This is a genomic window from Streptomyces sp. NPDC048483, from assembly GCF_040651455.1.
Classification (GTDB): domain Bacteria; phylum Actinomycetota; class Actinomycetes; order Streptomycetales; family Streptomycetaceae; genus Streptomyces.
Map to the genome: position 1 here is coordinate 1 of NZ_JBEZJZ010000077.1, position 15,230 is coordinate 15,230.

General features: G+C 69.6%; 14 protein-coding genes. 5 read left to right on the plus strand and 9 right to left on the minus strand.

Annotated elements, in window-relative coordinates; all coding sequences use genetic code 11:
- Positions 1 to 668: 668 nt before the first annotated feature.
- From AB0D04_RS29980 to AB0D04_RS29990, 3 genes are all read left to right on the plus strand, one after another.
- Positions 669 to 1,553, plus strand: a complete 885-nt coding sequence (locus AB0D04_RS29980) for a DUF2268 domain-containing putative Zn-dependent protease (RefSeq protein WP_362709534.1) — start codon at positions 669 to 671, stop codon at positions 1,551 to 1,553.
- Positions 1,554 to 1,563: 10 nt separating this feature from the next.
- Positions 1,564 to 2,322, plus strand: a complete 759-nt coding sequence (locus AB0D04_RS29985; RefSeq protein ID WP_362709537.1) for a MerR family transcriptional regulator — start codon at positions 1,564 to 1,566, stop codon at positions 2,320 to 2,322.
- 260 nt (positions 2,323 to 2,582) lie between these two features.
- Positions 2,583 to 2,711, plus strand: coding sequence for a hypothetical protein (locus AB0D04_RS29990; RefSeq protein WP_362709615.1), 129 nt, complete (start codon positions 2,583 to 2,585; stop codon positions 2,709 to 2,711).
- 56 nt (positions 2,712 to 2,767) lie between these two features.
- Here AB0D04_RS29990 and AB0D04_RS29995 read toward each other — a convergent pair whose 3' ends face one another.
- From AB0D04_RS29995 to AB0D04_RS30030, 8 genes are all read right to left on the minus strand, one after another.
- Entirely contained in the window at positions 2,768 to 4,372 is a 1,605-nt protein-coding gene (locus tag AB0D04_RS29995) for a type VI secretion protein (protein WP_362709617.1), read from the minus strand.
- Between the two features lie 107 nt (positions 4,373 to 4,479).
- Positions 4,480 to 5,952 (minus strand): ATP/GTP-binding protein, encoded by a 1,473-nt coding sequence (locus AB0D04_RS30000; RefSeq protein WP_362709620.1) that lies wholly within the window; start codon positions 5,950 to 5,952, stop codon positions 4,480 to 4,482.
- A gap of 37 nt (positions 5,953 to 5,989) precedes the next feature.
- Entirely contained in the window at positions 5,990 to 7,552 is a 1,563-nt protein-coding gene (locus AB0D04_RS30005; protein WP_362709538.1) for an SCO6880 family protein, read from the minus strand.
- Positions 7,549 to 8,871 carry a hypothetical protein gene (locus AB0D04_RS30010; protein ID WP_362709540.1) on the minus strand — a complete coding sequence of 441 codons (1,323 nt, stop codon included), beginning with the start codon at positions 8,869 to 8,871 and terminating at the stop codon, positions 7,549 to 7,551. Before AB0D04_RS30010 ends, AB0D04_RS30005 begins: the two co-directional genes overlap by 4 nt.
- Complete coding sequence (locus tag AB0D04_RS30015; protein WP_362709543.1) at positions 8,861 to 9,703, minus strand: hypothetical protein; 843 nt, start codon at positions 9,701 to 9,703, stop codon at positions 8,861 to 8,863. Before AB0D04_RS30015 ends, AB0D04_RS30010 begins: the two co-directional genes overlap by 11 nt.
- A 498-nt stretch (positions 9,704 to 10,201) precedes the next feature.
- Entirely contained in the window at positions 10,202 to 10,510 is a 309-nt protein-coding gene (locus AB0D04_RS30020; protein WP_362709622.1) for a hypothetical protein, read from the minus strand.
- Positions 10,511 to 10,774: 264 nt separating this feature from the next.
- Positions 10,775 to 10,972 carry a DUF397 domain-containing protein gene (locus AB0D04_RS30025; protein ID WP_362709545.1) on the minus strand — a complete coding sequence of 66 codons (198 nt, stop codon included), beginning with the start codon at positions 10,970 to 10,972 and terminating at the stop codon, positions 10,775 to 10,777.
- A 36-nt stretch (positions 10,973 to 11,008) separates the two neighbouring features.
- On the minus strand, positions 11,009 to 11,173 hold the full coding sequence (locus AB0D04_RS30030) for a hypothetical protein (RefSeq protein ID WP_362709548.1): 165 nt from the start codon (positions 11,171 to 11,173) through the stop codon (positions 11,009 to 11,011).
- A gap of 215 nt (positions 11,174 to 11,388) precedes the next feature.
- Between AB0D04_RS30030 and AB0D04_RS30035 the strand changes: the two genes are divergently transcribed.
- Together AB0D04_RS30035 and AB0D04_RS30040 are read left to right on the plus strand one after the other, a co-directional pair.
- Positions 11,389 to 12,393, plus strand: a complete 1,005-nt coding sequence (locus AB0D04_RS30035; RefSeq protein WP_362709624.1) for a bifunctional lytic transglycosylase/C40 family peptidase — start codon at positions 11,389 to 11,391, stop codon at positions 12,391 to 12,393.
- Between the two features lie 244 nt (positions 12,394 to 12,637).
- Positions 12,638 to 13,411: a phosphatase PAP2 family protein gene (locus AB0D04_RS30040; RefSeq protein WP_362709551.1), complete on the plus strand. Its 774-nt coding sequence runs from the start codon at positions 12,638 to 12,640 to the stop codon at positions 13,409 to 13,411.
- A gap of 106 nt (positions 13,412 to 13,517) precedes the next feature.
- On the opposite strand, the gene AB0D04_RS30045 is transcribed toward AB0D04_RS30040, so the two are convergent.
- Positions 13,518 to 15,131 (minus strand): FAD-binding oxidoreductase, encoded by a 1,614-nt coding sequence (locus AB0D04_RS30045; RefSeq protein ID WP_362709553.1) that lies wholly within the window; start codon positions 15,129 to 15,131, stop codon positions 13,518 to 13,520.
- Positions 15,132 to 15,230 lie beyond the last annotated feature (99 nt).

Consider the following 15,230-nt stretch of genomic DNA (forward strand, 5'->3'; position numbering starts at 1 on the left):
GACGCCGCCGAACAATCTTTGGAAAATGCCTCGTTCCCCGAGTTTCGACTCGGGGAACGAGGCATTTTTGCGTTGGGGCATCGGCCCGAAGAACGATGCAGCGGGAGTTGGCCTCGACTCCCAGCTCTGTCCCCAGGGGAAAAGTAACCGCCGGGTAGCTATCAGGTAGTCAGATGCTCCGTTCCCTCGTTCTTGGGCGCCTCGTTGGGCCGTCCGAGTAAAGCCCGTGGTAGGCGAGGAAAGGAAGCTGTCACCAGGGGCAGAGTGACCAGCCGATAACTTGCGGGGCGTCGTGCGGGATCTCGTTCACGGCCCCCACACGGTCGGCTCACCACGGGCAAAGTAGCGCCGTGCGACGGGTCAGGTCGGCGATCGCTGGTCATCGCGGTCACGGTGCTGTGTCTGTCGGGTCGCGCCGACAGGCCTCCGAGGAAGCTCTCTGGCGCAGTTGGCGACGGCGGGGGTGCGGTGGTGGATGCGGTTCACCGCGGACTGCAAGACCGAGGAGCGCTGCGCACACCGGAACAGCGGCTGACCAAGTTGCGTGATCCATCGCAGCGGCGAACCGCTGGTCATGACGGGACTGGGTGACGGCATGCCGGCCGTACCGCGACGAAGAGCGCCGGTGGTTTGACCTTGACGCTGCGTCAACTTCTAGCATCGGGGCCATGTCGATCACTGTTCTTGACACCTACTCCGCCATGAAGCGGATCCTGCTGGCCCCGGTCGCGGACCGCGTTGACCTGCTGCGTTCGATGCTGGAGCCCACCAGGGGCATGTACCGCTACCACCCCGGCGAGGTCGACCTGGTGGCCTTGCACCTCGAAACGTCCGGGTTCCCCGTCGACCGCGACGAGGAGCGTTGCCTCGACGCGCTCGAAACCCTGGCGGCGGCCGGAGCCTGGGAGCGGATGCAACGCGCGCTCGACGACGCTCTCACCGTACTGCTGGAGGCGACGCCGGGGCTGGAGGCCCCGGACATCACCGTGCAGTTCGTGCTCGGCGATCCAGGTGACGCCCACTTCATGGGTCCCTGCAAAGGATTGACCGGGTTCGGCGGCATCTCGGGCCACATAGTGATCACGCTCTGGCCCTTCCCCGAGAACGTGGAGCGGCTGGAGGCCACCGCCGTGCACGAACTCCACCACAACCTGCGATGGGCCCCGGGCGGGGTCGTGTGGGATCCGATGACCGTCACGGTCGGCGATCACATCGTCGGCGAGGGCCTGGCCGATGCCTTCGCCCGCCAGCTCTACGGCGACGAGCTCGGCCCCGCCCGCATCGGCGTGCCGCACCTGCACGACGACGAGGTTTTCAGCAAGGTACTCACCGGGCTCGACGTGACAGGCATGCAGAACTTCACTGCCTGGGTGCACGGTGACCCCAGTGCCGAGCGTTTCGGCCTCACCCCGGTGGGACTGCCGATGGGCGCCGGGTACGCCGCGGGCAACCGGCTGGTCGACACCTACCTGGCGGCGACCGGGCAGACGGCGGCGCAGGCCCTGCACGCCGATAGTTCGAAGATCATCGCCGCCACGCTCCGCCGCGAGTAACACTGGAACGATGGAGTGGACGATCCAGGAACTCGCGACGAGGGCCGGCATCACCAGCCGCACCCTGCGTCACTACGACCGCGTCGGGCTCTTGGCCCCGTCCCGGGTCGGCGCGAACGGGTACCGCTACTACGACCCGGGCGCGGTCGCCCGGCTCCAGCGGATCCTGCTCATGCGCCAGCTCGGCATGGGCTTGCCGGCCATCGCCGAGGTCCTGGCCGACGAGGTGGACACGTGCGACGGGCTCCGCACCCACATCGCCGCACTGGAAGAGGAACGGGACCGCATCGAACGGCAGATCCGGTCCGTGCGTCACACGCTCGAAGCCCTGGAGGCGGGGGCGGAACCCCGGATGGACGTCATGTTGGCGGGGTTCAACGACCACTACAAGGACGAGGTGATCTCACGCTGGGGCGAGCGCGCGTTCCAGGAGAGCAACGACTGGTGGCACGGCAAGTCCCTCGCCCAGCAGCGGGCCTGGAAGCAGGACACCGAGGACCTCGTCGCCGCGTGGGTCGCCGCAGCGAAGGCCAGAGACTCCCCGACGTCGGAACACGCTCAGTCACTTGCTGCCCGGCACGTCCAGTGGCTGAGCCAGATCCCGGGTACTCCCACGGCCGAAGGCGACCGGGAGTGCTCGATCGAGATGGTGAAGGGCCTGGGGGACATGTACGTCGACGACCCCCGCTTCGTCGGCATGTACGACGACGCCGCGGGGGCGACGTTCGTCCGCGACGCACTGCAAGCGTTCGCGCGGACCCGGATGTAGCTGCCCCACCTGTGAAGTGCCCGCCGGAAGCACCTGCCGTATCCGCGGCGGCAAAGTCGCCCCGAAGTACCACACCCCGCGCTTCATGCTCGTCCCCCAACTGCGCGCCGAGCTGGGGGTGAAGACCCCTGCCGGCCGCGGCCCCGGCCGCGCAGGGGAGAGGGGTCCCGCCGTCGACGCCGCGGTCCCCGAGGCCGCGACGAAGCCGGTACGCCCGGCGCAGCACCGCGCAGCAAGAGCTCCAGAGCCAGCTTGACGCCCTGCAAGAGGCGGGCTGCGACCCGGTCTTCTCCGAGAAGATCAGCACCCGGGTCACGGTGCGGCCCGAGTTCGCCAAGGCGATGGACTTCGCCCGCACCATCAAGAAGGCCGTCTCCACCAGCGGGTGATCTTCACCGTGCACAAGATGAAACGCCTCGGCCGCGGCGCCGCCGAGCTGCTTGTGTCAGACCGGCAGCGGCTGGTGGGGCCAGCGGGCGCGGGCCTGTTCCTGGGAGCGCATGGTGGCCAGAGTCAGCAGGCCGCGCGTAGGGCTGGTGTCGAGGAGGCCGGGGAGGGCCGGCAGCGGGGCGAGCGCGGCGATGTCGTCCAACACCAGGGTGAGTGGTGGGTCGAGCCGACCGTCAGATGACCGTTCGGCCATGCGGCGGCCGTGCTCGACCACGTGTGAGAGGAGTGCGGTGAGCAGGGGCATCGCACCCGGATCGGTACGCGGATCCTCGATGGGTTCGCCTACCACGTAGAGCGTTCCCCCCTCCTCGATGAATGATTCGAGAATGAGGGAATCCGCTCGGGGAGGATTGCAGGCGTCGCGGATATGGATCGAGGAGAGGGCGGCCAGTGCGCGGCCGATCAACTCCTTGGCCATCTCGCGGCGTTCGGCGTGTGCGGTGAGGACGGATTCCAGCTCGCCGGCCTGGCCGCCGGAGGCCTTGGGGCTGGTGCGCAGGATGCGTACGGGTTCCTGTGCGGCGCCCGTGGCGTGGGCCCAGCGGTGCAGTTGGCGGAAGGGGCGGCCGTCCACGGCAGCGGCGTGGAGCCAGCAGCGCAGCAGGGTCTGGGCGGCGCCCGCGACGGCCGAGTCCAGGGTGCTTGTGGGGCGTACGGGGGCCAGGAGGGCGGCGGCGCGGGTGGTGGCGGTGGCGATGTCCTCGCAGCCGGAGGTGGGCGACCAGCGCAGCCGGGCCGGGGTGTCGAGGCGGTGGGTGGGGTCGTAGGTCAGCAGGGGGCCGAGCTTGGCGCGGGCGTCCTTGGTGTCGGCCCAGAGGGCGGGGTCGGTGGTGGCGACGATCAGCGGGCCCTCGGCGGCGGCTGCCGCGGCGGCTGCGATGGCGCGGGTTGTGCTGCGGTCGGGGCTGAAGTGGAGGTGGGGGAGCGGGGGGTGGGGTGGAGTTGTTGCCGCTGCCGGTGCTGCCGGTGCTGTGGCTTCGGGGGGCTGTGAGAGGCCTGTCGGCTCGGCTGCGTAAGCCGCTTCGACCCGCTCGGTGAAATTCACCTGTTCGAGTGGTTCGGCCGTTTTGCTGGTCGTGGGGGAATTGGGTGGGGGTGTGGGTCGTTGGTCGGGGAGAAGGTCGGTGGTGGGCGTGGGAGCGCCGGCCGCGGCAGGGGGCTTGTGGAGGGAAGCGGGGGGTGGCGCGGGTGCGGGGGCAGGCGCTGGGGTGCTGGTGTGGGGGGTTGTCGTCGAGGGCTGGGGGTGGGCCTCGGCCACCGCCGTGTCGCGGGCCACTGCGCGGGCGGCTTGGCGGCGTGCGGCGCGTACGGCCCGATAGCGGGTGACCGTCCCGAGCGTGAAGATCGTCAGGACCAGCAGCACCATCAGCTCGCCGATGAGGATGCCCCAGAACAGGCCGTATCCGGAGAGCTGGTCCTTGGGGGTGTGGGGCCAGGCGGCGGCCAGGTCGTGCGGGGCCGAGACGAGGTGGCGCAGCGCGATGGGAGTGCCGGGGTAGGTGACGCCGTGCGGCCAGGAGCCGTGGGCCAGCAGGCCGGACAGGCCGGTTGCCGTCCAGACCAGCAGCGTCAGGCCGAGGAGGAAGCCCAGCAGCCCTATGAGCAGGGCGTCGGGGATGCCGCGCTCGCGGCCGCGAGCGCCCCTGCTGTCATGGTCGTACCGGCTGCCGTATCTGCCGTGGCCTCGCTCCGGCTCGTATCCGCGTGTCACGCCACCGTCTCGCTCGACTCGTCTCTCCACTGGCGTTGCAGCGCCATGGCTTCGGCGCGGGCCTCGGCCTCGGCGTCCGCCGCCGCTTCGAGGGCGCGCGCCTCGTCCGTCGGCATCACGGAGGCCTCGGTCATCGCCCGGTCGGTGTAGACCAGCGGACGCTCGGCCTCGGTGATGAGGTGTTTGACGACCTGGACGTTGCCGTTGACGTCCCAGACCGCGATGCCGGGGGTGAGGGTCGGGATGATCTCGACGGCCCAGCGTGGCAGGCCGAGGACCTGGCCGGTGGCCCGTGCCTCGTCGGCCTTCTGGGCGTAGATGGTGCGGGTCGAGGCCATCTTGAGGATCGCGGCGGCCTCCTTCGCGGCCGCGCCGTCGACCACATCGCTGAGGTGGTGGACGACGGCCACGAAGGACAGGCCGAGCCGCCGGCCGAACTTCAGCAAGCGTTGGAAGAGCTGGGCAACAAAGGGGGAGTTGATGATGTGCCAGGCCTCCTCGACCAGGAAGATGCGTTTCTTCCGGTCGGGACGGATCCAGGTGTGTTCCAGCCATACGCCCACGATCGCCATCAGGATCGGCATGGCGATGGAGTTGCGGTCGATATGGGAGAGGTCGAAGACGATCAGGGGTGCGTCGAGGTCGATGCCCACCGTCGTCGGGCCGTCGAACATGCCGCGCAGGTCGCCGTCGACGAGGCGGTCCAGGACCAGTGCCACGTCCAGGCCCCAGGCCCGTACGTCGTCCAGATCGACGTTCATGGCCTCGGCGGATTCCGGCTGGGGGTGGCGCAGTTGCTCGACGATGTCGGTCAGGACGGGCTGGCGGTTGGTGGGGGTCTTGTTGCCCTGTTTGCCGCCCTCGGTGCCGGCCGGGGAGCCGAAGTCATGGAGCACCGCCGCGTGCGCCACCTTGAGGGCGAAGCCGGAGCGTTCGTCCAGGCCGTGCCCCATGGCGACCTCGATGATCGTACGGAGCAGGGCCAGTTGGCCGGTGGTGGTGATGGAGGGGTCGAGGGGGTTGAGGCGGATGCCGCCGTTGAGGGCGGCGGTGGGGTCCAGGCGGATGGGGGTTATGCCCAGCTCCTGGGCGATGAGGTTCCATTCGCCGACGCCGTCCTCGCCCTGGGCGTCCAGGACGACGACCTGCCGGTCGCGGAAGCGCAGCTGGCGCAGCACATACGTCTTCTCCAGCGCGGACTTTCCGTTGCCGGATTCGCCGAGGACCAGCCAGTGGGGTGCCGGGAGTTGCTGTCCGTACAGCTGGAAGGGGTCGTAGATATAGCCCTTGCCGCTGTAGACCTCGCGGCCGATGATCACGCCGGAGTCGCCGAGGCCGGGGGCCGCGGTGGGCAGATAGACGGCCTGGGCCTGGCCGGTGGAGGTGCGTACGGGCAGCCGTGTCGTCTCCACCTTCCCGAACAGGAAGCTGGTGAATGCGTCGGTGAGGGCACCGAGCGGGTCGAACATGGCCATGACGTACGCGCCTCCCAGCGGCTTAGCGGCGTTAGCGGCGGATCCCGGTCGCGAACGGCAGGGTGTTGACGAACGCCCGGTGGTGCTCGCGGTCGCACCACTCCAGCTTGAGATACGACTTGCCGGCGGAGGCGCGGATGGTGCGCTTGTCGCGGGCGAGGGCTTCGGGGGAGCGGGAGGAGACGGTGATGTAGCCGACGAGGTTGACGCCGGCGGCGCCAGATGCCAGGTCCTCGCCGCGCTGGTCCACGCGGCCGTGATGCGCCACATCGCGGGGGTCCACGACCCGGTTCATCTTGGCGGCGCGGCTGGCCTCGGCATCGTCGTTCGTCTTCTCCGTCAGCATCCGCTCGATGGCGATCTCGGTGGGCTCGAGGTCCATGCAGACGGCGACCGTACGGATCACGTCCGGGGTGTGCACCAGGAGGGGGGCGAGGAAGTTGACGCCCACCGGGGTCAGCGGCCATTCCTTGACCCAGGCGGTGGAGTGGCACCAGGGGGCGCGGGTCGTCGACTCGCGGGTCTTGGCCTGGAGGTAGGTCGGCTCGGTGGCGTCCAGTTCGGCCGGCCAGGCGTTGCGCTTGCTCATCGACTGGATGTGGTCGATGGGGTGGTCGGGGTCGTACATGGAGTGCACGAGGGAGGCGAGGCGGCCCTGGCCGAGGGGCTGGCGTACGCGGATGTCCGCCTCGGCCAGGCGGGCGCAGATGTCGGTGAGTTCGCGGGCCATGACGACGGCGAGCCCGGCGTCGCGGTCCAGCTTCTTGCCGAGCAGGCCGCCGCGCGTGGTGCGGGCGGCGCGCGCCATGGTGTGTGCCTCGGCGGCCAGTTCGCGGGTGTAGTGCATGCAGGCGACGAGATAGGCGCGGTGCTGCTCGGAGGAGGTGGAGACCATCGACTGGAGCTGGTCGTAGGACTCCTGCAGCCAGCGGGGGGAGTTCCTGTCGCCGCGCTGGGTGACGTCCTTGGCGTGCGCGTCGGGGTCGGCCGGGAGCGTACGGGCCAGTATCTGCAGCCGGGTGACGAAGCCGTCCCCGTTGGCGACGTGCTTGAGGAGCGTCCCGAAGCGGTCGACCAGCGCCTCCTGGTCCTCGCTGTCGCGCAGGCCGACGCCCGGCCCCTCGATCTCGATGGCTGCCGTGACGGTCTTGCGGTCGGCGTGCAGCAGTACGGCGATCTCGTCCGGGCCGAACGGGGCGGCCAGCCAGTTGATCCGGCCGATGCCGGGCGGCGGGCCGATCTCGATCTCCCGTCCGTCGAACCGGGTGCCCGCCTCGGCAGCGGCGGAGCGGTAGACGGCGCCGCTGCGGACCGTACGGCGGTAGCTGCGGTTGATCTCGAACCACCTGTAGAACGTACGGCCCTTGTACGGCACGTAGACGGCGGCGAGGCCGAGCATCGGGAAGCCGGTGAGGGTGACGATGCGGAGGGGGAGCACGGGCACCAGGAGGCCGCACATCATGCCGATGAACGCGCCCGCGATGATCAGCGCGATCTCGCCGGTCTCGCGGTTCTTGCCGACGATCGCGTTGGGCCGGGCGCGGCCGATCAGATATGTGCGCCGGGGCGCGATCGGGTGGGACTGCGTGCTCAACGCCCATCACCTCCTGCTGTCTTGCCAGTGCGGGCGCTGGTGCTCGGACCGGGGTTGGGGTTCGTACGGGGAGCGGGGGCCGCGGCCCGGCCGCCGCCGGTACGGGAACTGTGCGCGGCGACGCCGCCGGCCACCGCGTCGGCCGGCCGGGACTGGCCGCCCTGGTTGCCCTGTCCGCCCTGGTTGCCGCCGTCGCCGGACTGGCGGGAGCTGTGCGTCTTGATGCCCTGGGAGACGAGGGCGGCGGGGGAGCTGATGACGGCGGCCGCCTTGTTCTCGGCACCCTGCATGATCCGGTTGTTGCGGGAATTGGCGATCTCGTCCCCGAAGCCCGGGACGAAGCGGTAGATCATGGCGCTGGCGAAGATGGCGAGCAGGATGATCGCGAGGCCGGAGACGACGGCGGAGAAGGCGTTGGGGCCCTTGTCGGAGGAGAGGGCGCCGGCGATGCCGAGCACTATCACGATGACCGGTTTCACCATGATCACCGCGATCATGATGCCGGCCCAGCGGCGTACGTGCGCCCACATGTTCTTGTCGACCAGCCCGGCGTAGACGACGGTGCCGAGCAGTGCGCCCACGTACAGCAGCGCGGCGCGGATCACCAGCTCCAGCCAGAGCACGCCGGCGGCGAGGACGGAGACCAGCGACACCACGATCAGCATGATCGGGCCGCCGCCGATGTCCGTTCCCTTGGTGAGCGCTTCGGAGAACGCGCCGAAGAAGGTGTCGGTCTGGGCCCCGGTGCCCTTGGCGATGACCTCGGTGACGCCGTCGGTTGCCGAGACGACCGTGTAGAGGATGAGCGGGGTGAAGGCGGAGGCCAGGACGGTCAGCCAGAGGAAGCCGACCGCTTCGCTGATCGCCTCGGTGAGCCGTACGCCGCGCACGGCGCGCTTGGCGACGGCCAGTAGCCACAGGACGAGGGTGAGGACGGTGGAGGCGGCGAAGACGACGGCGTACTGGCGCAGGAACGTGGGGTTGGTGAAGTCGACCTGGGAGGTGGCTTTTACGGCCTCGGAGAGTTTGGTGACGATCCAGGCGGCGGCTTTGGCGCAGCCCTTGGCGAGGGAGGTGAGGGGGTCCAGGGGGTTGTTGTCGAGGGGGTTGGTGGAGGGGGGTTTGGGGGTGCCGGAGGGGGATTTGTCGCCGGATTGGCAGTAGTCCCTTGCGGGGCCGTGGATCAGGTCGCAGGGGTCGTTGCTGGGCTTTGGGCTGGGGGCAGCGAAGGCTCGTGTGGCGAAGAGGATTGCCGTGACCTGAATGGCAGTTACCGCGGAGGCGAGAGAGAGGGCGCGGCGGCGCTGGCTAGCGGGCATAGGTAAATCCTCCATACCCCTCGACGGCTCCTGCGATCTCCTTTGCGCCTGACGCTGGTACGTCCCCACTGACCGGTGCCGGGCCGGACTTCTGGGAGTGGGTCAGCGCCTTCCAGTCGTTGTTGGTCCAAGCGAGCTTCATCGTGATGGTGAACCAGCTTGTCGTGACAGGCTTCGTGGAGCCACTACCGGCCATGCCAAGAAGGCCGGTGCACCACACCTCGACGGTTGCCTGGCCGTTCGAGTAGGTCTTGGCCTTTGTGCCGATCGGGATCGTGCGCGAGACGAAGGTCAAGTCGGCGGGGGTGTTGCCGTCAGCGTTAAGCCCGACGTTCTTGTTGAAGTCGGCTGAATAGGCCTTGTCCAGGGTCTTCTGGAACGTGTCGACGGCCGACGGCGCCATCACAGTGGTGATTATCTTGTGCCGCTGGTCCCGGTTGAACATCCTCGCGGAGCCCAACGCCACCGCGTAATTAGCCGCCGCCGACTGCGCCCCCTGCTCGGTCTTGGCGAAACCGGCGGCGATGTCGCCGTTCTTGCCGGTGACGGGCTTGGTGCCGGTGGGGGCCGTGGGCTGGGTGTCGGTGTGCTTGGGGGAGTTGCCCGAGGGGGAGTCGTTGGTGCCGCCGCCGCTTCGGTTGGCGAAGGCGATGGCGGCGATCAGTAGGACGACCACGCCGACGGCCGTGACGAGGTTGCGGCTGGAGAGGCCGGATCGGGGGCGTCGTGTCGAGCCGTAGCCGTCGCCTCCGCTGTCGGGAAGTCTCGTACGGGTCTGGCCCGTCTCCGGACCGCGGTCGCCGCCGTAGTCGCCGTCGTCGCTGAGACTCATCGCGCCTGTGCCCCCTCTGCCGCCTTCGCCGTCGCTGTGCCGCCCTCATATGACCGTAGCCGCGTGGGTGACGGCTCGGGCGAAGTGGTACGAGTAGATCTCACGGTGACGGTTCCTCAGATGCTGGGCGGCAGAGGCGAATGGGGGACTCTGGGGTATTTGCGCCCCTCGTCCGTTCCGCGCCTGCCGTGGCCTTCTTCCCTCCGGAAGCACCTGTCCCCGCGCAGCGGCCCGCCCAATCGGCCCGCTGGTGGCAGGGGTGGCGCAGATGTGACGGGGAGGGTGCAGTGCCGGGGTGAGTGGGCGTCAGCATGTGGCCTCGGCGGAGGAGGTGGGGCCAGTGGAGGCGAGTGGGGGCACGGGACGGCGGAGGGATGGCGGGTGGGGGCGCACGGGGGCGGCGCCGGGACAGGCGCGTGCCGGGGTGTGCGGTGGGGGTAGGGGAGATGGGGTGATGGGGGTGGCGCGCGGTGGTGGCTACGGGCCGGGATGGTGGCCCTAGACCGCCATGCCGTAGACGATGGTGAAGACCGTCCCCAGTGAGCCGATGATGAAGACGCCGGCGAGGCCGGCCACGATCAGGCCCTTGCCCTGTTCGGCGCTGAAGGTGTCGCGCAGCGCGGTGGCGCCGATGCGCTGCTTGGCCGCGCCCCAGATCGCGATGCCGAGGCACAGCAGGATTGCGATCGCCATGACCACTTCGACCATCACTCGGGCTTCGTTGCCCAGGCTCCCGAACGGCCCCCAGTCCGGGGCGATTCCGCCGATGATGGTGGTGATGTCGCCCTTTTCGGCCGCAAGGAACATGTGTGACATGTGTGCCATGTGTGAACTCACCGCCCTTTGTGGGTAGTTGTGTGGCTGCGCGGATGGCGCAGTCTGTCTCTATCTTCGCCGACGAAGGCGCCATCAGAAGTCGACTCGGCGGCTTTCTTTGATGGATCCCGTAGGAGTGGTGTGTGCGTGGCGCTCGCACCGTCCGCTGAGCCCAATGTCTCACTGTGTGTATCACGGCCAATAACCCTGAGCAATGATCAACGGGGGCGGCTCGGCCTCGAAGCCCGGTCGGTCTCAGAGTCCGGCGAAGTGGTCGAACTCCCCTGCTTTCACGCCGAGGACGAAGGCGTCCCATTTCGTGCGGGTGGTGGTGACGATGTTCTCGGGGTCGGTGTTGGTCCGCAGGTGTACGGCGCCGTCGTCCGCGAAGGCGACCTCGATGTACTCCGGGGCGTTCGGGTCGTCGGTTGCCTTGTGCCAGGTGAGGGACATGGGGGTCCTTGGGGGGTAGGGGTGGCGGCCGTTCGCCTACTTCGGGGCGTGGGACATGGCGAAGATCATGACGAGCGCCACGAGGTGGATGGCGAACAGGAAATAGCCGACGCGCCACCACAGGTGGCGGCTCATCTGCTTCGGGTTGTTCTGGTCCATGGGGCGCGTCCTGTCCTCGGTGTCCTGAGCAGTGTCGCGCATCCGGGGATGGTCAGGTGTGCGGGCGGGGGAGCCGCCGCGGTGGCTTCGTCGGGCGGGGTGTTGTGGGGGGCCTCTCGGGCACCGTGCCGGGCCCGGACGCCTGGCCCGGCCGGGCGCCCCCGCGTGCCGCCCCTGCGCCCCGCCGTGCGGCCGTAAATCGCGCATAGGTACGGGAAACGGCGGTGAACCCGGCGCCGATGGGGGAGGGTTGTGGGGTGCGGAAATTCTGGGTTGCGGGTGGGGTTGGGGTGGGGCTGGTGCTCTGCCTGGTGGGGCTGTTGGTGGTGGGGACGTATTCGGCGGCGGCCGGGCTGGCGGGGGCCGGGGAGCGGGCGGTCGGGCTGGCCAAGGGGGCCGTGCCGGCCGCGTATCAGCCGTTGGTGCAGAAGTGGGGGACGCTCTGCCCGGCGATCAGTCCAGCATTGCTGGCGGCGCAGCTCTATCAGGAGAGCGGGTGGAACCCCAAGGCGCAGAGTCCCGCTGCCGCGCAGGGGATGGCGCAGTTCATTCCGGGGACCTGGCAGACGCACGGGGTGGACGGGAACGGGGACGGCAAGCGGGATGTGTGGAATCCGGAGGATGCCATTCCGTCAGCGGCCTCGTACGACTGTGAGTTGGCGAAGTATGTGCGGGGGGCCTCCGGGGACGCTACGCGCAACATGCTCGCCGCCTATAACGCCGGGGCGTACCGGGTGATTCAGTACGACGGGGTCCCGCCGTACCGCGAGACGCAGAACTATGTGAAGACGATTACGACGCTGGCGAAGAGCTTCGAGGCGCCGACGGGGCCGGTGGCGTCGTCGAGGCAGGCCGCGGCCGCCATCTACTACGCCCAGAAGAAGCTGGGGAAGAAGTATCTGTGGGGCGGGACCGGGACGGCGGCGCAGGGCGGGCGGTTCGACTGTTCGGGGCTGACCCAGGCCGCGTACCACTCGGTGGGGATCGAGCTGCCGCGGGTCGCGAACGATCAGTGGAACGCCGGGCCGCATCCGGGGCGGGACGAGCTGCTGCCCGGGGATCTGGTGTTCTTCGCCTACGACTTGAAGGATCCTCGGTCGATCCATCACGTGGGGATGTATGTGGGCGGCGGCTACATGATCAATGCGCCGTACACCGGGGCCGTGATCCGGTTCGACAAGATCGATACGCCGGATTACATCGGGGCGACCCGGGTCACGTCGGATGGCGCGAAAGCGTTGCCGCGGGCGGATGCTGCGTGACCATGGAATGCGGAGCGGGCCCGGAACGGGCCCTGAACTGCGGCGATGAGTCAAGCTTCGATAACGTCCTGGTGATCATCCGGTAGAGAGTGGAACGCCGGAGGGTGGCGGCGCGTTCCCCTTGCGTGGGGACGTGTGGACGTATCCGAGCCGGAAGCACTGGACGCGGCAGACGCTCGACGATCACGGGGGCCGGCAGCACACACAGGCGCTCGCGCGCGTGAAAGGTAAGGGGTCGCGGCAGATGGCTGGACTCGCACTGGAGGGGCCGAACCCCGATGTCGACGTGCTCGACGGCATCAACGGCCTTGCCAAGGAGGCGCCGCACTGGGTCAACCGCGCGATGGAGTACATCGGCGAGTACGGCATCATCGCCGGGCTCGCGGTGTTGTGTCTGATCGCATGGTGGGGTGCTCGGCGGAAGTCCGATGCGCCCGCCGCCGTCGCCGGGCTGGTGTGGGCGCCGCTGGCGGCCGGGATCGCGCTGCTCGCCAATATTCCGATCCGGGCGTTCGTGGAGCGGCCGCGGCCGTTCAAGGACCACGCCGGGCTGGAAGTGTTGATTCCGGGCAAGAGTGACTACTCGTTTGTGAGTGATCATGCGACGTTGACGATGGCGGTGGGGGTCGGTCTCTTCGTGGCCAGCCGGAAGTACGGGCTGATCGGGATCGCGCTGGCGCTGGCGGAGGGGTTCTGCCGGGTCTACATGGGCGTGCACTACCCGACCGATGTGGTGGGCGGGTTCGCGCTGGGTACGGCCGTGGCGCTGCTGCTCGCGCCGGTGGCGCAGGCGTTGCTCGTACCGCTGATGACGGCGATCGGGCGGTCGCGGGTCGGCGGGATCGCGTGGCTGGTGCGGGCGCCGGGCGGTGGGGCGGCATCCGGCGTGGCCGGTGAGGCGCGTGGGGGCGGTCACGGCGGACACGGCGGTCTCGATGCCGAGGGTGAGCGTGTGGTCGCCGGCGGCTCGGCGGTGCCGTCGCGGCGCCGTGACCGTGACAAGGACCTGGCGGCCTGACCGGTAGCGGTCCCGTATCGGCCGGCCGCAGGGTTCCGGCCCCAACCTTCCAGAGACATAAGACGGCCCGGCTCTCACCAGGGAGCCGGGCCGTCGCCGTACGCCCTCAGAGCGCCTGCGGGAACGTGCTGAACAGCCGCTGCGGGTCGTAGCTCTGCTTGACCTTGGCGAGGCGGGTGGCGGCCGGGCCGTAGTAGGCGGACTTCCAGTCGGTGAGGGCCGGGTCCGTGTAGTTCTGGTAGGCGGCGCCGGAGGAATGGCGCTGCATGGCGGAGTGGAACGAATTCAGCCATGCGGTGCGGGAGCCCGGCGAGCCGGAGGCCGGCCAGGAGGTCAAGTACTGGGCGAGGAAGCGGGATCCGCGGTGGACGAAGGCGGTGTCGGTGCGGCCGACGCGGTTGATGGCGCCGCCCAGTGCCGTCAGGGCGACATTGCCCGCTATGCCCTTGCGGCCGCCGGCCTCTATCTGGGCCATCAGGGTCTGGATGCCGGCCGCGGAGAGTGAACGGTCGAAGAAGTGGGAGCGGGCGGCGTAGGTCTCGCGGCCCAGTTGGCCGCCGCCGGTGTGGCCGGGGAGGGTGCCCGGCATATGGCATTGTGTGGTGGTTTTGGAGGAGCAGCCGGCGTAGGACTCCATCGCGTCCAGGTAGGCGGTGGGGGTGAGGCGGACGCTGGTGGCGGCACCGGGCCCGCCGGGCTGGTCTGCGAGTTTGTCGATGGCGTTCTTGAGGTCGTTGTACGAGCCGAGGGAGAAGGCGGCGACGGAGACGGTGGGGGTGCCGCCGGGACGGGCGTCCAGGTGGCAGGCGGACCAGATCTCGTCGGCCTGCACCGGGCCCCACTTCTGCCAGGAGGCGAGCACCTTCGCGGCCTTGGACCAGGGCCAGGTCATGTACGCCATCACCGCGCGGGGCGCCGCATGGGTGCGGAAGCGGAGTTCGGTGACCACGCCGAAGTTGCCGTTGCCTGCGCCGCGCAGCGCCCAGAAGAGGTCGGAGTGGTGGGACTTGTCGCAGTCGAGGGTCTTGCCGTCTGCCGTGACGATCGTGGCGCCTACGAGGCTGTCGCAGGTCAGGCCGTAGGCGCGGGAGGCCACGCCATGGCCGCCGCCGAGGGTGAGGCCGGATATGCCGACGGTGGGGCAGGAGCCGCCGGGCAGGGTCACGCCGTGCGGGGCCAGGCCCTCGTAGACGTCGATGAGCTTGGCGCCGGCGCCGATGCGGGTGATGCCGCCGGAGGGCGCGCCGACCTTGGACAGGTCGGAGACGTCGACGATGAGCTTGCCGTTGCCGCTGGACCAGCCCGCGTAGGAGTGGCCGCCGCTGCGGATGGCGACCGGGGTGTCGTAGCGGCGGGCGAAGGCGAGGCATTCGGCGATGTCGGACGGGTGCTTGACGTAGGCGACGGCCGACGGCTTCAGGGTGTCGTAGCGGGTGTTGTAGAGACGGCGGGCCGTTGCGTACGCGGCGTCGGAGGCGCGTATGAGCTTGCCGTCCAGGCTCTTGCCGAGCGCGGTCCAGGAGGACTGGGTGGCCCGGCCCTTGGCGATGCCCGCAGGGGCGGAGGCCGCGTTGGTCCCCGTCGCGCCGGCGCCGCTCGCGGCCGCTGTGGCGGAGGACGCCGCGCCCGCTTTGCCGGACGTGGTGTCGCAGCCGGTGGCCCAGGCGACCGAGGTCGCCGCGAGTCCGCTGCCCGCCTGCAGGAGTGTGCGCCGCTTCACTGGGATGTCCCCCTCGATTGGTACGGTCCGGCCCCGCCCGCCGGTTGTCCGGCCGGTGGTCGGTCGCGGGGCGCGCGCGGAGGGGAAGCGGGCATCGGG

Bases quoted from the DNA above. Each gene is read 5' to 3' on its own strand.
- AB0D04_RS29980 (WP_362709534.1), top strand. From the start codon at position 669: ATGTCGATCACTGTTCTTGACACCTACTCCGCCATGAAGCGGATCCTG.
- AB0D04_RS29985 (WP_362709537.1), top strand. From the start codon at position 1,564: ATGGAGTGGACGATCCAGGAACTCGCGACGAGGGCCGGCATCACCAGC.
- AB0D04_RS30000 (WP_362709620.1), bottom strand. From the start codon at position 5,952: ATGTTCGACCCGCTCGGTGCCCTCACCGACGCATTCACCAGCTTCCTG.
- AB0D04_RS30010 (WP_362709540.1), bottom strand. From the start codon at position 8,871: ATGCCCGCTAGCCAGCGCCGCCGCGCCCTCTCTCTCGCCTCCGCGGTA.
- AB0D04_RS30015 (WP_362709543.1), bottom strand. From the start codon at position 9,703: ATGAGTCTCAGCGACGACGGCGACTACGGCGGCGACCGCGGTCCGGAG.
- AB0D04_RS30020 (WP_362709622.1), bottom strand. From the start codon at position 10,510: ATGTTCCTTGCGGCCGAAAAGGGCGACATCACCACCATCATCGGCGGA.
- AB0D04_RS30025 (WP_362709545.1), bottom strand. From the start codon at position 10,972: ATGTCCCTCACCTGGCACAAGGCAACCGACGACCCGAACGCCCCGGAG.
- AB0D04_RS30030 (WP_362709548.1), bottom strand. From the start codon at position 11,173: ATGCGCGACACTGCTCAGGACACCGAGGACAGGACGCGCCCCATGGAC.
- AB0D04_RS30040 (WP_362709551.1), top strand. From the start codon at position 12,638: ATGGCTGGACTCGCACTGGAGGGGCCGAACCCCGATGTCGACGTGCTC.